12 protein-coding genes are annotated in these 17,666 nt (G+C 72.8%); 6 read left to right on the forward strand and 6 right to left on the reverse strand.

Translation table 11 applies throughout. The features are described from left to right. Positions 1 to 104: 104 nt before the first annotated feature. Positions 105 to 974 carry an aldo/keto reductase family oxidoreductase gene (locus PQI07_RS21785; RefSeq protein ID WP_043382027.1) on the reverse strand — a complete coding sequence of 290 codons (870 nt, stop codon included), beginning with the start codon at positions 972 to 974 and terminating at the stop codon, positions 105 to 107. Between the two features lie 92 nt (positions 975 to 1,066). On the opposite strand from PQI07_RS21785, the gene PQI07_RS21790 reads away from it, so the two are divergent. Next, complete coding sequence (locus PQI07_RS21790) at positions 1,067 to 1,987, forward strand: LysR family transcriptional regulator (protein WP_043757148.1); 921 nt, start codon at positions 1,067 to 1,069, stop codon at positions 1,985 to 1,987. Here the strand turns inward: PQI07_RS21790 and PQI07_RS21795 are convergent. The 3 genes from PQI07_RS21795 to PQI07_RS21805 all read right to left on the reverse strand — a co-directional run bounded on the left by PQI07_RS21795 (position 1,971) and on the right by PQI07_RS21805 (position 8,015). Next, entirely contained in the window at positions 1,971 to 5,186 is a 3,216-nt protein-coding gene (locus tag PQI07_RS21795; protein WP_274927377.1) for an autotransporter domain-containing protein, read from the reverse strand. The genes PQI07_RS21790 and PQI07_RS21795 overlap by 17 nt on opposite strands. 409 nt (positions 5,187 to 5,595) lie before the next feature. Next, positions 5,596 to 7,362, reverse strand: coding sequence for a methanol/ethanol family PQQ-dependent dehydrogenase (locus PQI07_RS21800; protein WP_274927378.1), 1,767 nt, complete (start codon positions 7,360 to 7,362; stop codon positions 5,596 to 5,598). A 56-nt stretch (positions 7,363 to 7,418) separates the two neighbouring features. Further along, entirely contained in the window at positions 7,419 to 8,015 is a 597-nt protein-coding gene (locus tag PQI07_RS21805) for an LOG family protein (RefSeq protein ID WP_043347456.1), read from the reverse strand. Between the two features lie 474 nt (positions 8,016 to 8,489). On the opposite strand from PQI07_RS21805, the gene PQI07_RS21810 reads away from it, so the two are divergent. Beyond that, positions 8,490 to 9,725 (forward strand): LysM peptidoglycan-binding domain-containing protein, encoded by a 1,236-nt coding sequence (locus PQI07_RS21810; RefSeq protein ID WP_274927379.1) that lies wholly within the window; start codon positions 8,490 to 8,492, stop codon positions 9,723 to 9,725. Between the two features lie 311 nt (positions 9,726 to 10,036). Here the strand turns inward: PQI07_RS21810 and PQI07_RS21815 are convergent, their stop codons facing one another. Beyond that, the gene (locus PQI07_RS21815; protein WP_274927759.1) at positions 10,037 to 11,371 is read right to left on the reverse strand and encodes an aminotransferase-like domain-containing protein; all 1,335 of its coding nucleotides are present in this window, start codon (positions 11,369 to 11,371) and stop codon (positions 10,037 to 10,039) included. A 106-nt stretch (positions 11,372 to 11,477) separates the two neighbouring features. On the opposite strand from PQI07_RS21815, the gene PQI07_RS21820 reads away from it, so the two are divergent. The 3 genes from PQI07_RS21820 (at position 11,478) to PQI07_RS21830 (ending at position 13,986) form a co-directional block, all read left to right on the forward strand. Next, entirely contained in the window at positions 11,478 to 11,672 is a 195-nt protein-coding gene (locus PQI07_RS21820) for a DUF1127 domain-containing protein (protein WP_043383150.1), read from the forward strand. A gap of 85 nt (positions 11,673 to 11,757) precedes the next feature. Continuing rightward, positions 11,758 to 13,677, forward strand: a complete 1,920-nt coding sequence (locus PQI07_RS21825) for an ABCB family ABC transporter ATP-binding protein/permease (protein WP_043382974.1) — start codon at positions 11,758 to 11,760, stop codon at positions 13,675 to 13,677. Positions 13,678 to 13,749: 72 nt separating this feature from the next. Further along, a complete protein-coding gene (locus PQI07_RS21830; RefSeq protein ID WP_043382977.1) occupies positions 13,750 to 13,986 on the forward strand; it encodes a DUF6894 family protein in 237 nt (78 codons plus the stop codon). 132 nt (positions 13,987 to 14,118) lie between these two features. Here the strand turns inward: PQI07_RS21830 and PQI07_RS21835 are convergent, their stop codons facing one another. Continuing rightward, complete coding sequence (locus PQI07_RS21835) at positions 14,119 to 15,024, reverse strand: NAD(P)-dependent oxidoreductase (protein ID WP_053608319.1); 906 nt, start codon at positions 15,022 to 15,024, stop codon at positions 14,119 to 14,121. 415 nt (positions 15,025 to 15,439) lie between these two features. Here PQI07_RS21835 and thrS point away from each other — a divergent pair, with 415 nt between their 5' ends. After that, positions 15,440 to 17,467: a threonine--tRNA ligase gene (gene thrS, locus PQI07_RS21840; protein ID WP_043353559.1), complete on the forward strand. Its 2,028-nt coding sequence runs from the start codon at positions 15,440 to 15,442 to the stop codon at positions 17,465 to 17,467. Positions 17,468 to 17,666: the final 199 nt, after the last annotated feature.

Consider the following 17,666-nt stretch of genomic DNA (forward strand, 5'->3'; position numbering starts at 1 on the left):
CGAAGGAGAGCTCCAGGGATCGCGGCGGTATCGGGAGGGCTCCTTCGAGGCTTCCGCTTCGCTCCAGCACCTCAGGATGAGGGCGGGGGTCGGATGAGCGCCTCTCACGCCGCCCCGATCCGGTCGAGCGCCGCCATGGCCTCCTCCGGCAGGCTGAGCTCCGCCGCCGCGAGGTTCTCGCGCAGATGGCCGAGGGACGACGTCCCCGGGATCAGCAGGATGTTGGGCGACCGGCGGAGCAGCCACGCTAGCGCTACCTGCATCGGCGTCGCGCCGAGCCCGGCGGCCACCTCCGACAGGGTGCCCGATTGCAGCGGGCTGAACCCGCCCAGCGGGAAGAACGGCACGTAGGCGGTGCCGGAAGCCGCGAGGGCGTCGATGAAGGCGTCGTCGCCCCGGTGCGCGAGATTGTACTGGTTCTGCACGCAGACGATGTCGGTGATCCGGCGCCCGTCCGCGACCTGACGCGGCGTGGCGTTGCTCAGGCCGATCCGGCGGATCAGCCCCTGGCGCTGGAGATCGGCCAGCACGGTAAGCGGCGCCTCGACCGGGCCCTCCGCCGGCCCGTGGACGTCGAACATCAGGCGCAGGTTGACCACGTCGAGGGCCTCGACGCCGAGGTTGCGCAGGTTGTCGTGGACCGCCTGCGTCAGCTCCGCGGCCGAGAAGGCCGGGTTCCACGAGGCGTCGGCCCCGCGCTTCGCGCCGACCTTGGTGACGATCACGAGGTCGTCCGGGTAGGGGTGCAGCGCCTCGCGGATGATCTGGTTGGTGACGTGCGGCCCGTAGAAGTCGCTGGTGTCGATGTGGTCGACGCCCGCGGCGACGGCCGCGCGCAGCACCGCGATGGCGGCGGCGCGGTCCCTGGGCGGCCCGAACACGCCCGGCCCGGCGAGTTGCATGGCCCCGTAGCCGAGCCGCTTCACCCTGCGGTCGCCGAGTTGGAACGTGCCGGCCTGCGCGATGTCGGTCATGACGGATCTCCTGTTCGCGTCCCGGATGTAGACGCCACCGATTTGACAGATAAGCCGTGACAATCGGCACGGGCTGTGCGGATTTTCGAACAATGACCCAGGATCTCACGGACCTCGCCGCCTTCGTGACCGTGGCGCGGGCCGGCGGCTTCCGCGAGGCCGCCCGCGCCGGGGGCGGAAGCGCGTCGCGCCTCAGCGAGGCGGTGCGCCGGCTGGAGACGGGGCTCGGCGTGCGCCTCCTGAACCGCACCACCCGCAGCGTCGCGCCCACCGAGGCGGGCATGCGCCTGCTGGAGCGGCTCGGCCCGGCTTTGGCCGAGGTGGAATCCGCCCTCGACGTGGTGAACGGGTTCCGCGACCGGCCGGCCGGGACGCTGCGGCTCAACGTGCCGCTGAGCGCGGCGCGCCTCGTGCTGCCGGCCCTCGTGCCGCCCTTCCTGGCGGCCTACCCGGAGATCCGCCTGGAGGTGGTCGTCGAGGACGGGTTCGTCGACGTGCTGGCGGCGGGCTGCGACGCCGGGATCCGCTACGACGAGCGGCTGGAGCAGGACATGATCGCCGTGCCGATCGGCCCGCGGCGGCAGCGCTTCGCCACCGCCGCGTCCCCGGCCTATCTCGACCGGCGCGGCCGGCCGGAGCATCCGCGCGACCTCCTCGCCCATGCCTGCCTGCTCGGCCGGTTCCCGAGCGGCGCCCTGACGGCGCCCTGGGAGTTCGAGCGCGACGGCGACATCGTCCGGGTGGACCCGTCCGGGCCGCTGATCGTGCGGGTCGCCGCCAGCGACCTCGCGGTGGAAGCCGCGGTCGCGGGTACCGGGATCGTCCACCTTTTCGAGGACTGGCTGCGCCCGCAGCTCGCGAGCGGCGCCCTGGAGCCGGTGCTGGAACCCTGGTGGCAGGTCTTCTCCGGCCCGTTCCTCTACTATCCGGGCCGGCGGCTCTTGCCGGCGCCCCTGCGCGCCTTCGTGGATTTCGTCGGCGCGCAGGCGTCGCGCGCTAGAACCGGAGGGTGAAGGTGCCCTTCACGGCCTGATCCTGGGCGCGGGCGCCGGTCTGGCCGGTATAGGCCACACCCAGGCTCGCGTTCGGCGCCACCGCCAGATCGAGCCCGACCTGCGCCACCAGCGCGTCCCGGTCGATCGGCACGCCCGCGCTCAGGAAGGCCGGGCCCGTGCCGAACCGCAGCAGGGCCGTCGGCACCACGTCGCCGAACGCCCGCCGGTAGCCGACCAGACCCCGCAGCGTCACCGGAAGACCCAGCCCTAGCTCCAGGCCCGTCTGCGCCCGCACCCCCACGGTCGCCGCGCCGAGATCGTAGTCCCGCGCGACGCTCGCCAGCGCCGCCGCGCCCCCGGTCTCCGCGAAGGCGTCCCGCCGGATGCCGACATACGCCCCGCCGACGAACGGCTCGACGTAGGAGGCCGCCGGCGGCACCGGCACCGCGACGCCGTCCCTCGACACCAGAGCCGCCGGAGCCGGCTGGCCGAGCGCGATCCTCCAGCCGATCTCGCCGAAGCCCTGCACCGTATAGCCGCCGCCATGGCCGCTCAGCGTGTCCGACAGCCCGTACAGCACCGCCCGCCGGGTGCGCGTGTCGGTCCCGGCGTAGAGCGCCCCCAGCCGCAGCGACAACGGCCCGACCTCATAGCCGCCATACAGGCCGCCGAAGCCGCTCTTGAGCGTGGCGCTCTCCGCCCGGCTCGTGCCGCCCGTCCGGCCGGCGCTGTCGAGATACGCCTCCGTGTAGCCGCCGACCACGCCGACGCGCAGCCCGTTCGACACGCGGACATCCGCGCCCGCCGCGAAGCCGGCGATCTGCCGGTCGAGGTTGAACGCGTTGCCGCCGCCCTCGGCCGTGCCGAAGGCGCCGAAGCCCTGGCCCCAGAGCCCGAACACCTGCGGGTCGAGGGTCCGCACCGGCACGCCCGCCACCACCGGCTGGCGCCCCGGCAGGTCGGCCGCGTAGGCGGCCGGCAGGGTGCCGTAATCGAGGCCGGTGCCGGGGCTGCCCCAGCGCAGGCGGTCGAGCACCGCCTCGCGCACGAAGAACGCGGTCTCGTAGGCGGTGGACACGGTGCCGGCATGGATGTCGCCGGCCAGCGCCCGGAAGCCGGCATCGGCCTCGGTGGTGGTGAAGGCGACCGCCGCGTCGAAGAGCCGGCCGCCGCCGGCCGCCTGGACGGCGTTGGCCGCCGCCATGCCGTTGCGGCTGGTGGCTGACGCGGCGAACGGCACGTCGTTGCGGGTGAGGGTCAGGTCGACCGCGTCGGTCCGGTAGCGCAGGCCCGGGCTGAGGAAGGCGAGGTTCGCGGTCACGCCGGCGAACTGGCCCGAGACGCCGCCGGCGGCGGAGAGGATCGTGTAGGTGGTGCGCGGGTTGTAGGCGCCCGAGGCGGCCTGCACCTGGACGGTGCCGCCCGACAGGGTGGCGCTGCCGGTGGCGGCGATGCGGTCGGCCTGTCCGGCGGCGTTGGCCTCGACCCGGTAGGTCGAGCCGGCCGCGAAGGTGGCATTGCCGGCGACGGTGAGCGTGCCGATGGAGTTGCCCGGCGCCACCGTGCCCCCCGAGAGCGCACCGATCCCGCCCACCGTGCCGGAGCCGCCGAGCTCCGCCCCCGGCAGCACCGACACGACCGAGTTGGCGAGGGAGCCGTTCACCGCGAGCCGCCCGGCCTGAACCGTGGTGGCGCCGCTCAGCGTGTTGAGGCCGGTGAGCGTGAGGGTGCCGGCATTGGTCTTGGTCAGGGTCCCGGAGCCCGAGATGGCGTTGGGCAGCGTCCCGTCGACGGATTGATCGACCACGAGGGCCGCGTTGTCGACGATCGCGCCCGTGCCGAAGGCGCCCGCATGGCCGACCAGCGTCCCACCGCCGATCGTCGTGCCGCCCGCGTAGGTGTTGGCGCCGGCCAGCACCAGGGTGCCGCTGCCGAGCTTCTCGAGGCTGCCCGCGCCGCCGATATCGTTGCGCCACACATCGTAGGCCGAGAAGCCGCCCTTGGCCGCATCCTGGGTGACGCTGACGGGACCGTTGAAGGCCCCGTAGCCGTCGGCGGCGGCGAACAGGTTGATGCGGTCGTAGCCCAGGCCGTTGTCGAGGAACCCGCCGGAGGGCAGCTCGGTGGTGGCGATCACGTCGCGGCGCTGCGCCGCCGTGAGGTAGGGGAAGCGCGTCGCGAGCAGCGCCTCGGCGCCCGTCGGGACCACCGGCGGCAGATTGGTGGGTCCGACCGAGGGGAGACCGTAGGTGAGGCGCGCCGTGTAGGCGGCCTTGTTGCGCGCAGAATCGGAGAAGCGGTCGGTGGCGGGATCGACCGCGGCGTGGGCGCACCGTTCCACCGGCCCGCCGCAGGCCTGGCTCAGGTAGCTCTGGGCCTGCGCGACGGCGTCCGCCAGCAGGGTCGCGTTGGCCGGGTCGTTGAGCGCCCGGATGGCGAAGTAGGTCGCCAGCACGCGGCCGCCGATCACGTCGGTGGGCGAGTGCATCCCCGCCTCGATGCGGTTGTCACCGAGCTCGCTGGCGCGGGTGAGCAGTTCCTGGAACCGCTGCGGGACCGCGTAGGCCAGGGCGAGGGCCGAGAGGTAGGCGGCGTTGGTGTGGCCGCTCGGGAAGCCGCCATCCGTCGCGGGCGTCGGGCTCTTCTCCGGCACGAGGGAGGGCGGCACGACGAAGCCGAGGCTTTCGCCGTTCAGGCTCTGCCGCCACGGGCGCGGGTAGCTGTAGGCGTCCTTGGCCGGGCTGGTGGAGGCGTTGGTCCGGAACACGTTGACCAGCTGCACGACCTTCCCGAGGGGCGACGTCGTCACGCCGGCGCCGGTGCCCTGGTCGACATACTGGACGCGGGACGTGGTCGCGTCGAAGGCCGGGATCGTGGTGGTCGCCCCGGACCCCGCCAGATAGGCCTGGGTCAGCGGGCCGAGGCCGTCGATGACGCTGTAGCTCTGGTTGCGGCGGTCGTCGTAATAGGCGGCGACCTCCTGCGCGAGAGTCCGCTCCCGTGCCCGCTCGGCGACGATCTGGATGTTGCGCAGCAGGAGGGGCGCCCCGAGGGCCGTGGGCGATCCGGTGTCGTAGGTCCGTCCGGGGATCCAGATCCGCCCGAAGCCCGACAGGATGTCGACGCCGTTGCCCGCACCGGGCGTCTGTGCCTGGGCGCCCGAACCGAGCATCGCGACCGCCAGAGCGGCGATTGAGACCCCATATCCCCGTTTCATGATGCGCTCCCCGACACCGCCCCGTCCGGCCGGTCGCGCGCCCCATATCCAAGATCATCGATGGAAAATCGTCATATTTCGTTCAAAATCTGACGTCTTCTTGATTCGTATCTTCGGAGCAACACTCTGTAAGTCGGCTTATTTTTGGAGCCTGCACGAAGATTACCGGATTTAGTCTATCACAATATCCGTCAAGAACTGGGTTTCGGCCTTCGATTGCCGCGCACGTGCGGCCGCACCTGAACAGCCGCGCCCGAGGCCGGACGCGGTTGCAGGGGTCGGGGCCAGGCGGGGCAGGGGAGGCGGCCCGGATTGCGCCCGGGCGGATCCGGCGCCGAAGCGACCCGGCGGGATGCCGTGCGAATCGCCCGGCGGCGCGTGCGGATGCCGCCGGGACCGGCGGCCGGGCCTACTTCGGCAGTTCGAACACCGTGAGCTGCCCGCCCGGCGCCGTGTATTGCGACAGGGCCGCGTAGCCGCCGACCGCCCCCGAACCGTCGGCGGGATCGGTGAGCCCGGCCGCCAGACCGATCCCGGCCCAGCCGCCGACCCCGGAGAGCACCGCCACGTACTGCTTCCCGTCGTGCAGGTAGGTGGTGACGTTGCCGACGATGCCGGACGGCGTCTTGAACCGGTAGAGCTCGTGCCCGTCCCGGGCATCGACCGCCTTCAGGTAGCCCTCCAGCGTGCCGTAGAAGACCACGTTGCCGGCGGTGGCCAGCGCCCCCGACCAGACCGAGAAGGCTTCCGGGATCGTCCAGGCGATCCGGCCCTTGGCGCCGTCCCAGGCGATGAACGCCCCGGTCCGGTCCGAGCCCTCCGGCGGGTGCAGGGTGAGCGTCGCGCCGACATAGGGCTGGCCGGGCGTGTAGGTGACCCGGAACGCCTCGTAATCCATGCACATGTGGTTGGTCGGCACGTAGAACAGCCGGGTCAGGGGCGAGTAGGCCGCGGGCTGCTGGTTCTTGGCGCCCAGCGCCCCGGGGCAGATGTTCTTGGTCACCTCCTCCTCGTCGGCCTCCCCGGGCGCGTAGCGCTTGTCGACCACCGGCCGGCCGTAATCGGGGGCGGCGGGGTCCATCACGACCCGGCTGGCCCAGTTGACCGTGGGATCGAACTTCTCCGCCACCAGCACTTCGCCCGTGGCGCGGTCGAGCGTGTAGCCGAAGCCGTTCCGGTCGAAATGGGTCAGCACCTTGCGCGACCGCCCGGCGATCACCTGCTCGGTGAGGATCATCTCGTTGACGCCGTCATAGTCCCACTGGTCGTGGGGGGTCATCTGGTAGACCCAGCGGGCCATGCCCGTGTCGGCGTCGCGGGCGATGATCGCCATGGACCAGCGGTTGTCGCCGGGGCGCTGGGACGGGTTCCAGGTCGCGGGGTTGCCGGTGCCGTAATAGACGAGGTTCAGGTCGGGATCGTAGGAGAACCAGCCCCAGCTGCAGGCGCCGCCGGTCCGCCATTGGTCGCCCTCCCAGCTCGTCAGCGAGGAATCCTTGCCGATCGGGCGCCCGAGTTCGGTCGTCGTCTCCGGATCGACCAGCATGTCGGCATCGGGCCCGGTGGCGTAGGCGCGCCAGAGGCGCCGGCCCGTCGCCTGATCGTAGGCGGTGACGTGGCAGCGCGCCCCGTACTCGCCCCCCGCGAGCCCGACAATGAGCTTGCCGTGGACCGGCAGGACCGTGGCGGTGTTGGTCTCCCCCCGGCCCGGATCGCCGTTCTTCACCGACCACAGCACCCGGCCGGTCTCGGGGTCGAGGGCGACCACGGTGGTGTCGGCCTGCTGCAGGAACAGCCGCCCGTCCGCGTAGGCCAGCCCGCGGGAGACCGTGTCGCAGCACATGACGGCAATGACGCCGGCCTCCTGCCGGGGGGCGTAGCGCCACAGGATTCGGCCGTCATGGTCGAGGTCGAGGGCGTAGACCACGTTGGGGAAGGGCGTGTGCACGATCATCACGTGCCCGATCACGATCGGCGCGCCCTCGTGGCCGCGCAGGACGCCGGTGGAGAAGGTCCAGGCGACCTTGAGGCGCCCGACATTGCCGGCGTCGATCTGGGCGAGATCCGAATAGCGGGTGTTGGCGTAGTCCAGGGTCTGGAGGACCGGCGCGGGTCCGGCCGAGGCCGCGCTGGCGAGGCCGGCGAGCGGCAGGGCCGCGAGGAGGGAAGCGCGCATCCTGAAAATCCTCCCGCCGCGCGGTCGCCGGCGCACCGGATCCCGCCCGGACCGCCTCACATCCGCTGCTGGACGATGGTCTCGGCCTGGGGATCCGGCTCGTGGCCGGCCGTGCGGAGCATCGGCACCACCTCGGCCGCCTCGCGGGCGACGAGGTAGCTCAGGTCGAGGCCCTCGCGGATGAAGCCGTGGCCGCGCATGTGCTCGAACAGGGCGAGCAGCGGCGCCCAGAACTCCGCCACCGAGACCAGCACCACCGGCTTCCGGTGCCGCCCGAGCTGCGCCCAGGTCAGCTGCTCGACCAGCTCTTCCAGGGTGCCGATGCCGCCCGGCAGGGTCACGAAGGCATCCGAGTGCTCGAACATCAGGCGCTTGCGGGTGTGCATGTCGGGCACCACCACGGTCTCCTGGACGTCCGCCAGCATGTGCTCCCGCGCCTGGAGGAAATCCGGGATGATGCCGGTGACGTGGCCGCCGGCGGCGAGCGCCGCCCGGGCGACCGTTCCCATCAGGCCGACATCGCCGCCGCCGTAGACGAGGCGCATCCCCGCCTGCGCGAGCGCGGTCCCGAGGACCTCCGCGGCCTCGCGGAAGGCCGGGTCGCGGCCGAAGCCGGAGCCGCAATAGACACAGACTGTCCTCACCGGGGCCATCCGGCGCCCTCCTCGCGCGTCCGTTGCGAGCCGTCCAGAACACGCCCCGCGCCCGGCACTCCACGCGCCAAACTGCTGAATTCGCGGGGGATTCGCCCGCCTGGACGGCGGGACGGCTTGGTGTCAGGACCATGTACGGTATTATGGGCGGCGCCGTCGACGGTTTTCGCGCGGGGCGGCCCGACGGGCGGCGGCAGGATCAGGGGAGGCCTTCGTGGCGATGTCGAGACAGGTGCGGCGCAGTCTCGCCCTGGCGCTCGCCGGCCTTCTCGGCGGACTGGGACTCGTGCTGGCGCTGTTCGGCGGCGATTCCCTGCGGCGGCTCACCGGCCGTCCCGTTCCGGACGCCCCCGCGCCGAGCGCCAGCCTGCGCGGCCTGACCGATCCGGGCGCCGTGGCCGGTCGCCCCGACCCGACCATCGACTTTCGCGACGACAAGCCGGGCCGGGCGAGCCCGGCGCCGGGGCGGGCAACATGGCCGCCCGCCCGCAGGATCCCCGCGCCGCCGCACCCGGAGCGCCGCAGGCCGGCCCAAGCCCGGATGCGCGCCTGCCGGACGCCGCCGAGGCGCCGCGCTTCGACATCGTCCGGGTCGAGCCGAACGGCGACGCCGTGGTGGCCGGCCGCGGTGCGCCGGATGCCGGGATCGAGATGCTGGTCGACGGCAGGCCGGTGGCCCGGGCCAAGGCCGACGCCAACGGCCAGTTCGCGATCGTGCCGCCGGCCCTGCCGGCGGGGGCCAGCACCCTCCGCCTGCGCATGACCGGCAAGGACGGGCGCGCGACCGAGTCGCAGCAGAGCGTCGCGGTGGATGTCGCCCCCGGCCGGGATCGCCAGCCCCTGGTGGCCCTGACCGCCCCGGACGCCGCGACCGTGGTGCTGTCGCAGCCCGGCGCCCCCGGCGCGACGGCCGACGCCAAAGCGGGAGGCAAGGCGGATGGCTGGGCCGGATCCAAGCCCAGCTCTCAGCCCAGCACCGAGCCCGGCTCCAGGCCCGCCGACCCTGCGCAGGCCGCGCGGCCGGCCGGGAGCGGCGAGACCCGCGAGGCCGCGGCGCCCGGGTCGGCGCCGACCCGGATCGTCAGCGTGGACGTGCAGGGGAACGGCCGCCTGTTCGTGACGGCCACCGGTACGCCGGGAGCCAGGATCCAGCTCTACCTCAACGACACGCTGATCGCCCCCGGCAGCATCGGGCCGGACGGCCGGGCGACCTTCACCATCGGGCGCGGTCTCAAGTCCGGCCAGTACCAAGTGCGGATCGATGAGGTCGACCCGGCCACCGGCAAGGTCGCCAGCCGCGCGGCGGTGCCCCTGTCGGTGCCCGAGCCGGCGCAGCTCGCCGCCCGGGAACCCGCCGAGCCCGCGCCCTCGGCCGCCCAGGACGGGGCGCGGGCCCCGGACGCGCGGGCCGGCGACGCCCGCGACGGGGCCGATCGGGACCGGCCGGCCGCGGCCTCGCCCCCGGCCGCCGGAGCGAGCCCCCTGGTGGCCGACATGGCGGGGCCGAACCGGGCCGGGACGGTGTTCGTGCCGGAGATCAGCACGGCCCGGATCACCCGCGGCGACAATCTGTGGCGCATCAGCCAGCGCACCTATGGCCGGGGCGAGCGCTACACGGTGATCTACGACGCCAACCAGAACCAGATCCGCGATCCGGACCTGATCTATCCGGGCCAGATCTTCGTGCTCCCCGCCGACAAGCGCGGCTGAGCGGCTTCGGGGCCTGCCCGACCGTCCTCAGGGCCGCCGGGGCGGCCTGAAACGCCGGAGCTCCAGACCACGACCTCGTCCTGGGGTGCCCGCGCGCGCGGGCCTCGCAGGAGGGCTCCAGAATCCTGATCGCCAATCAGGGCGAGGCCCAGGGACGGGACGGGTCCCCGCGCGCAAGGCGCCCGGACCGCCTCCGGTCGATGCCGCCGAACCGTCGTCACGCGCACCGCCGTGACCGCGGGCGGCACAGCCCGGGCAGAGCCGGGCAGAGCCGGGCAGAGCCGGGCACCGGCGCCGTCCCAAGACCCGCCTCACTCCACGACCTGATCGTCGCCCGCAAACGCCAGGCGGCGCAGGCTGCGCAGCGCCCCGTCGAGGTCCGCGCGGGACGGGGAGGCCAGGGCGAGGCGCACCGCGTTCGGCGCGTGGCCGGGATGGACCGCGAAGGCCGAGGCCGGGAGGAGGGCGATGCCCTGGCGCAGGGCCGCGGCCGCGTAGGCCTCGGCCCGCCACGTCTCGGGCAGTTCCAGCCAGAGGTGGTAGGCCTGCGGATCGCCCACCACCCGGAGGTCGGCGAGCGCGGCCCGGGCCAGAGCCTGCCGGGCCGCCGCATCGTGGCGCTTGGCCTCGGCCAGCGCCGCCGCCGAGCCCCCGGCCATCCAGTGCATGCCGGCCGCGAGCGACAGGCCGAGCACCGTCCAGGCCCCCTGGCGGACGGAGGCGGCGAGCCGGTCGGTCAGGGCAGGCGGCGCGGCGATCAGGCCGACCGTCAGGGCCGGCATCACCCGCTTCGACAGGCTGTCCACGAAGATCACCCGGTGCGGTACGAGGCCGGCCAACGGCGGCGCCTCGGCCAGGAAACTGTAGACCGCGTCCTCGATGGCGATGAGCCCGGTGCGATCCAGGACCTCCGCCAGGGCGGCCCGCCGCGCCGGCCCCATCGTGGCGCCGAGGGGATTGTGCAGGGTCGGCTGGAGATAGACCCCGCTCAGCGGGGTCGCCCGGTGGGCCTGGAGCAGCGCCTCGGGACAGACTCCCTCGGCATCCATCGCCAGCGGGATCAGCGTGATCCCGAGCCGCGCCGCGATGCCCTTCACCCCCGGATAGGTCAGGGGCTCGCAGCCGATCCGCTCGCCGGGCGCCGCCAGGGCCGCCAGGGCGGCGGCCAGCGCCTGCCGGCCGTTGCCGGTGAACAGGATATCGACGGGATCGGGGGCGTAGCCCTCCCGGGCCAGGAACCCGGCGGCGACGGCCTGCGCCCGCGGCGTGCCCGCGGGCCCGTACTGGCTGAAGCCGATCTCGGCGCCGCTGCGGGCCAGCGCCGCCAGGGTCTCGGACAGGACCGCCTCCTGCTCCGGCAGGCGCGAATGGGTCCGCTGCAGGTCGAGGGCCGCCGCGGGCGGCTCCGGCCGGAGCAGGCCGGCCTGCCCCGGATCGCTGCGGACATAGGTGCCCCGCCCGACCTCGCCGGTCACCAGCCCCCGGCGGGCCAGTTCCGCGTAGACCCGGCTCGCCGTCGAGACCGCGATGCCCCGGGCGTAGGCGAAGTCCCGCTGCGGCGGCAGCCGCGCCCCGGGGCGCAGCCGGCCCGCCGCAATGTCGGCGGCGATCGCGTCGGCGACGGAGCGGTAATCCGCGGCGCGCATCATTGCTCCGAGATCAATGTTTCGATTGATCCGAGATGTGTATCGGATCAATGCTCCGCCAGCAATCCCGGCCGGACTGCACATCCCCGCCACCGGATCGACCGCGATGCCCGCCGTCACATTGTCTTCGTCACCCGCCCTTCGCCGCCCCGCCGCGCGCCCGTCCCTGCTCCGGACGTGGCTGAATCGGATCCGCACCCGGCGCGCCCTCGCGGCGCTCCACCCCGATCAGGCTCGGGATGCCGGCCTGGAGCCGTGGGCGCTGCGCATCGAGATCGCGAAGCCGTTCTGGCGGGCGTGACGGGTGCCCTGCGCGCAGCGCGGGTGATCCCGCGCCGCCCCGCGCCTATATGCGGCACTCAGCATTCCCTCCCGACAGAACCCGCATGACCGACAAGACCGCGCCTCAGGCCGGGCCGCCTCTCCCGGCCGAGCGCCCCGGCCTGATCGCCACCTACCGCCGGCTCTGGCCGCATCTCTGGCCCCATGGCCGGCCCGACCTGCAGCGCCGCGTCTTCCTGGCCTTCGGCCTGCTGCTCGCCGCCAAGCTGGTGACGATGGTGACGCCGTTCACCTTCAAGTGGATTACCGACGCGCTGGTCGCCGCCGTGGGGGGCAAGGACGCACCGGTGCCCACGGGGCTGCTCGCCGCGCCGATGCTCTTGATCGCCCTCTACGGCGTCTCGCGGATCGCCATGTCGGCGCTGACCCAGGTGCGCGACGGTCTGTTCGCCAAGGTGGCGATGCATGCGGTGCGGCGCCTCGCGCTCCAGACCTTCGAGCACATGCACCGGCTGTCCCTGCGCTTCCATCTGGAGCGCAAGACCGGCGGCCTCACCCGGGTGCTGGAGCGCGGCCGCGCCGGCATCGAGGAATTGTCGCGCCTGATGGTGCTGACGCTCGTGCCGACCATCGTCGAGTTCGTGCTGGTGCTCGGCGTGCTGGCCTACGAGTTCAGCTGGACCTACGCGGCGACCGCCTTCGTGACGGTCGCGGCCTATCTCGCCTTCACCTACAAGGCGACCGAGTGGCGGATCGCCATCCGCCGCCGGATGAATGCCTCGGACACGGACGCCAACACCAAGGCGGTCGATTCGCTGCTCAATTACGAGACCGTCAAGTATTTCGGCGCCGAGCGCCGCGAGGCCGCCCGCTACGACGAGTCGATGGCGCGGTACGAGAAGGCCTCGACGCAGACCTACGTGTCCCTGGCGGTGCTCAATGCCGGGCAGGCGGTGATCTTCACCCTGGGCATGACCGTGGTGATGTGGCTCGCCGCCCGGGACATCCTGGCCGGGCGCACCACGATCGGCGGCTTCGTGCTCGCCAACACCATGCTGGTGCAGCTCTCGATGCCCCTCAACTTCATGGGCATGATCTACCGCGAGATCAAACAGGCGCTCATCGACATCGACGACATGTTCCGCATCCTCGGGCAGAACCCCGAGATCGCCGACCGGCCGGGCGCCGCGCCGCTCGCGGTGGCGGGCGGCACGCTGCGGTTCGAGGATGTCCGTTTCGCCTACCATCCGGAGCGGCCGATCCTGCGCGGCGTCTCCTTCGCGATACCGGCGGGCCAGACGGTGGCGGTGGTCGGGCCCTCGGGGGCGGGCAAGTCGACGCTCTCGCGCCTGCTGTTCCGGTTCTACGAGCCGCAGGGCGGGCGGATCAGCATCGACGGGCAGGACATCGCGGCGGTGACGCAGGAATCCCTGAGGGCAGCCATCGGCATGGTCCCGCAGGACACGGTGCTGTTCAACGACACGATCGGATATAACATCCGCTACGGCCGGGCCGACGCCACCGACGCGGAGCTGCGCGAGGCGGCCCGGCTCGCGCAGATCGACCGCTTCGTCTCGAGCCTGCCGGAGGGCTACGACACGCCGGTGGGCGAGCGCGGCCTGAAGCTCTCGGGCGGCGAGAAGCAGCGGGTCGCCATCGCCCGGACCATCCTCAAGGCGCCGCCGATCCTTGTGCTCGACGAGGCGACCTCGGCGCTCGATTCCTTCACGGAGGCGGAGATCCAGTCGGCGCTGGACCGGGTCAGCCGCGGCCGCACCACCCTGGTGATCGCCCACCGGCTGTCCACGGTGGTCAACGCCGACGCGATCCTGGTCCTCGACCACGGCCGCATCGTCGAGCGCGGCACCCATGCGGAGCTGCTGGAGGCCGGGGGCGTCTACGCGGCGCTCTGGGACCGCCAGCGGGAGGCCGATGCGGCCCTGGAGGTTCTGCAGCGCGCCGACGCACCGGTGGCGCCCCGGCCCGGGCAGGCGGCCCTGCCCGAGACCGAAGCCGCGGAGTGACCGGGCGGACACAAGCGGACCGTGCCGAGCGGCCCAGGTGCAACCGGAGGCGGCAGCGGCCGTTTGCCGGACATGCCGCACTTCTATCTCCACATCCGTGACGGCCAGTGGCTGATCGAGGATCTCGACGGCGCTGACCTGGCCGACCTCGACGCCGCCCGCGCCGAGGCCGAGCGCTCCGCCCGCGCGCTCTTGGAGATCCAGCGCGTCGACGGCGCGGTGCTGGCCGGCCAGTCCTTCGAGATCGCCGACGCGTCGGGTGCGGTGCTGGCGGTGGTCCCCCTCAAGGACGTGCTGGAGCTGCCCTGATCCCGCGGGATGCCTCGCATCCGCGCCCGCGTCCCGCGGTGCCGGAGCGCGGCGAAGGCCGCGAAGGAGGCCTCCGGCCGGGCGCGCGATCCCTGAAGCCCTCCTTCGCGGCCGCTCCGCCGGGGCGATCCCCTAGGACCGCGACCGCACCCGGACCCCGAGCAGCGCCTCGAACGGCAGGACCATAGCGCCCTTGTCCCGGTCGCCGTGTCCCTGGCGCAGGGCGGTCTGGTAGGTGACGGTGGCGGCCGCGGTGACCGGCATCGGGAAGCCGTTCTCCGCGGCGATCGCCGCCGCGGCGACGAGGTCCTTGTAGGCCGCCCCCATCGGATAACCCTCGTCGAAGCGGCCCTGGAGGATGCGCGGCACGAAAAACTGCGCCGCGTAGCTTCGGCTCGTGCCCGTGGTGACCACCTGGGCGACCTGATCCGGGTCGAGCCCCAGGGCGACGGCCATCGGCAGCACCTCGGCGAGCGCCGCGATGTTGATGTCGTAGAGCGCGTTGTTGATCGTCTTGGTGAGCTGGCCAGACCCGGCCGGCCCCATAGCGAGGATGGTCGTGCCGATCCGCGCCAGCAGCGGGCGCACCCGCGCCACCGCCCCGGCCTCGCCGCCGCACATCACGGTGAGCGTCCCGGCCTCGGCACCGGCCGGCGCCCCGGAGACCGGCGCATCGACGAAGGCGCGCCCGGTCGCCGCCACGGCGCGGCCAATCGCCAGGGCCTTGGCGTGGGCGATGGTGCTGAGGTCGACCACGACTGCCCCGGGGGCGAGGCGCTCCGCCAAGGCGCCGGTGCCGAAGAGCGCCGCCTCGACCGCGTCGCCGTCCGGCAGACACAGGAACAGCACGTCGGCGCCGGCGGCCTGACCAGGATCGGTCGTGGCGACGAGCCCCGGCGTGTCGAGACCGGCGAGGCGCCGCGGATCGCAATCAATCGCGACGAGCGTCTCGGCGTCGGAGTCCCGCTTGGCCGCGAGGTTGCGGGCGATGGGATGCCCCATCGCGCCGAGGCCGAGGAGGGCGAAGCGCGCGGCCATGCGGGTGTCCCTGTTCCGGGTGTCCGGCCGCCCGCCCGTCCGTACGGGGGGAGGCGCCGCGCCAGCATGTCGCCGGACGGGGCCGTCTTCCAGCCCCGTCTCCGGCATTCGTGGAACGCGCGTCATCCCGGGGCCGCGCAGCGGGACCCGGCTCCGGAGGCTGCTCCGGTCGGGACACCCGCGCCGTGCCCCCTCTCCCGTGCGGGAGAGGGGACCCGAATTCCCTGTGCTCGCGTCCCGCCCTCCAGCGCGGCCGCGCGGGATCAGGCGCACCGGAACGGCGGACGGGGGCCAGGGATGCGTGGAGTTGCGCCGCGCCGTTGTTCCCTCGCCCGAGAAATCGGTCTACACGGCCGCTCCCCCGAAATTGCTTACCTGCCGCGTATGCAGGACTGAGCCCGGAGACGCTCGAACCATGCCGATCCTCACCTTCCCCGATGGCAACACCCGGGAGATCGCCGCCGGCACCACCGGCCGCGCCGTGGTCGAGGGCATCGCCAAGTCGCTGGCCAAGCGCACCGTCGCCATGGCGCTCGACGGCACGGTCGCCGACCTCGACGACCCGATCGCGGGCGACGCCCGCATCGAGTTCCTCGACCGCACCGACCCGCGCAGCTTGGAGCTGATCCGACACGATTGCGCCCACGTGCTCGCCGAGGCGGTGCAGGCGCTCTGGCCGGAGACGCAGGTCACGATCGGCCCGGTGATTGAGAACGGCTTCTACTACGACTTCCATCGCGAGACCCCGTTCACGCCCGAGGACTTCCCGAAGATCGAGGCGAAGATGCGCGAGATCATCGCGCGCGATGCTCCCTTCACCAAGGAAGTCTGGACGCGCGAGGACGTGCGCGCCCTGTTCGCCGGCAAGGGCGAGGGCTTCAAGGTCGAGCTGGTCGACGCGATCCCGCCGGGCGAGGATCTGAAGATCTACCGGCAGGGCGAGTGGTTCGACCTCTGCCGCGGCCCGCACATGACCTCGACCGCCAAGGTCGGCACCGCCTTCAAGCTGATGAAGGTCGCGGGCGCCTACTGGCGGGGCGATTCGAACAACCCGATGCTGACCCGCATCTACGGGACGGCCTGGGCGAGCCAGGCCGACCTCGACGATTACCTGCACCGGCTGGAGGAGGCCGAGCGCCGCGACCACCGCCGCCTCGGCCGCGAGATGGACCTGTTCCACTTCCAGGAGGAGGGGCCGGGCGTCGTCTTCTGGCACGCCAAGGGCTGGACGATCTTCCAGGAGCTGATCGCCTACATGCGCCGCCGCCTGCGCGGCGACTACGCCGAGGTGAACGCCCCGCAGATCCTCGACAAGGCCCTGTGGGAGACCTCCGGCCACTGGGGCTGGTACCGGGAGAACATGTTCGCCGCGCAGTCGGCCGGCGAGGAGGCCGAGGACAAGCGCTGGTTCGCCCTCAAGCCGATGAACTGCCCGGGCCACGTGCAGATCTTCAAGCACGGCCTGAAATCCTACCGCGACCTGCCCCTGCGCATGGCCGAGTTCGGGATCGTGCACCGCTACGAGCCGTCGGGCGCCATGCACGGGCTGATGCGCGTGCGCGGCTTCACGCAGGACGACGCCCACGTGTTCTGCACCGAGGACCAGCTCGCCGACGAGTGCCTGAAGATCAACGACCTGATCCTCTCGACCTACGCGGATTTCGGCTTCGACCAGATCGTCGTGAAGCTCTCGACCCGGCCCGAGAAGCGCGTCGGCTCCGACGCCCTCTGGGACCATGCCGAGGAGGTGATGACCCGGGTTCTGGCCCAGATCGAGGAGCAGTCGGCCGGCCGGATCAAGACCGCGGTGAACCCGGGGGAGGGCGCGTTCTACGGGCCCAAATTCGAGTACGTGCTCCGCGACGCCATCGGCCGCGACTGGCAATGCGGGACCACGCAGGTGGACTTCAACCTGCCCGAGCGGTTCGGCGCCTTCTACATCGACGCCGACGGCGCAAGGAAGCCGCCCGTCATGGTCCACCGGGCGATCTGCGGCTCGATGGAGCGCTTCACCGGCATCCTGATCGAGCATTTCGCCGGGCATTTCCCGCTCTGGCTGGCGCCCGTGCAGGTGGTGGTGGCGACGATCACCGGCGAGGCCGACGCCTACGCCCGGGACGTCATCCGCACCCTGGAGCGCGCCGGCCTGCGGGTCGAGGCGGATCTCCGCAACGAGAAGATCAACTACAAGGTCCGCGAGCACTCGCTGGCCAAGGTGCCGGTCCTGCTCGCCCTCGGGAAGCGCGAGGCGGAGGAGCGGACGGTCTCGATCCGGCGGCTCGGCAGCCAGCAGACCCGCACCCTGCCTCTGACCGAGGCCGTGGCGGCCTTCGTGGCGGAGGCGACCGCCCCGGATATCCGCCGCGCCCAGGCGGTGGCCGAGACGGTCCCGACCAGCGACACCGTCCTCGACGGCCATCACGGCGTGCACGACGCGCCGTGATCGCGCCGCCGCGCGGATCGCGCGGCGGCCGGATCGACCCGCCCGGCCTGCGCCGCCGGGCGGACGCGGAAACCGGCTTGGCCGACGGCCGGCATCCGCGCGCCGGGACCTCGTCCGGGGCTCTGGACAGTCTTGAGGCGCATCCACGCGACCGTCTCAACTTCCGGATGGCGCGACCGCGCCAAGGATCGTTGAACGC

The sequence above is a fragment of the Methylobacterium sp. 092160098-2 genome (genome assembly GCF_028920805.1).
In the GTDB taxonomy this organism is placed as follows: domain Bacteria; phylum Pseudomonadota; class Alphaproteobacteria; order Rhizobiales; family Beijerinckiaceae; genus Methylobacterium; species Methylobacterium fujisawaense.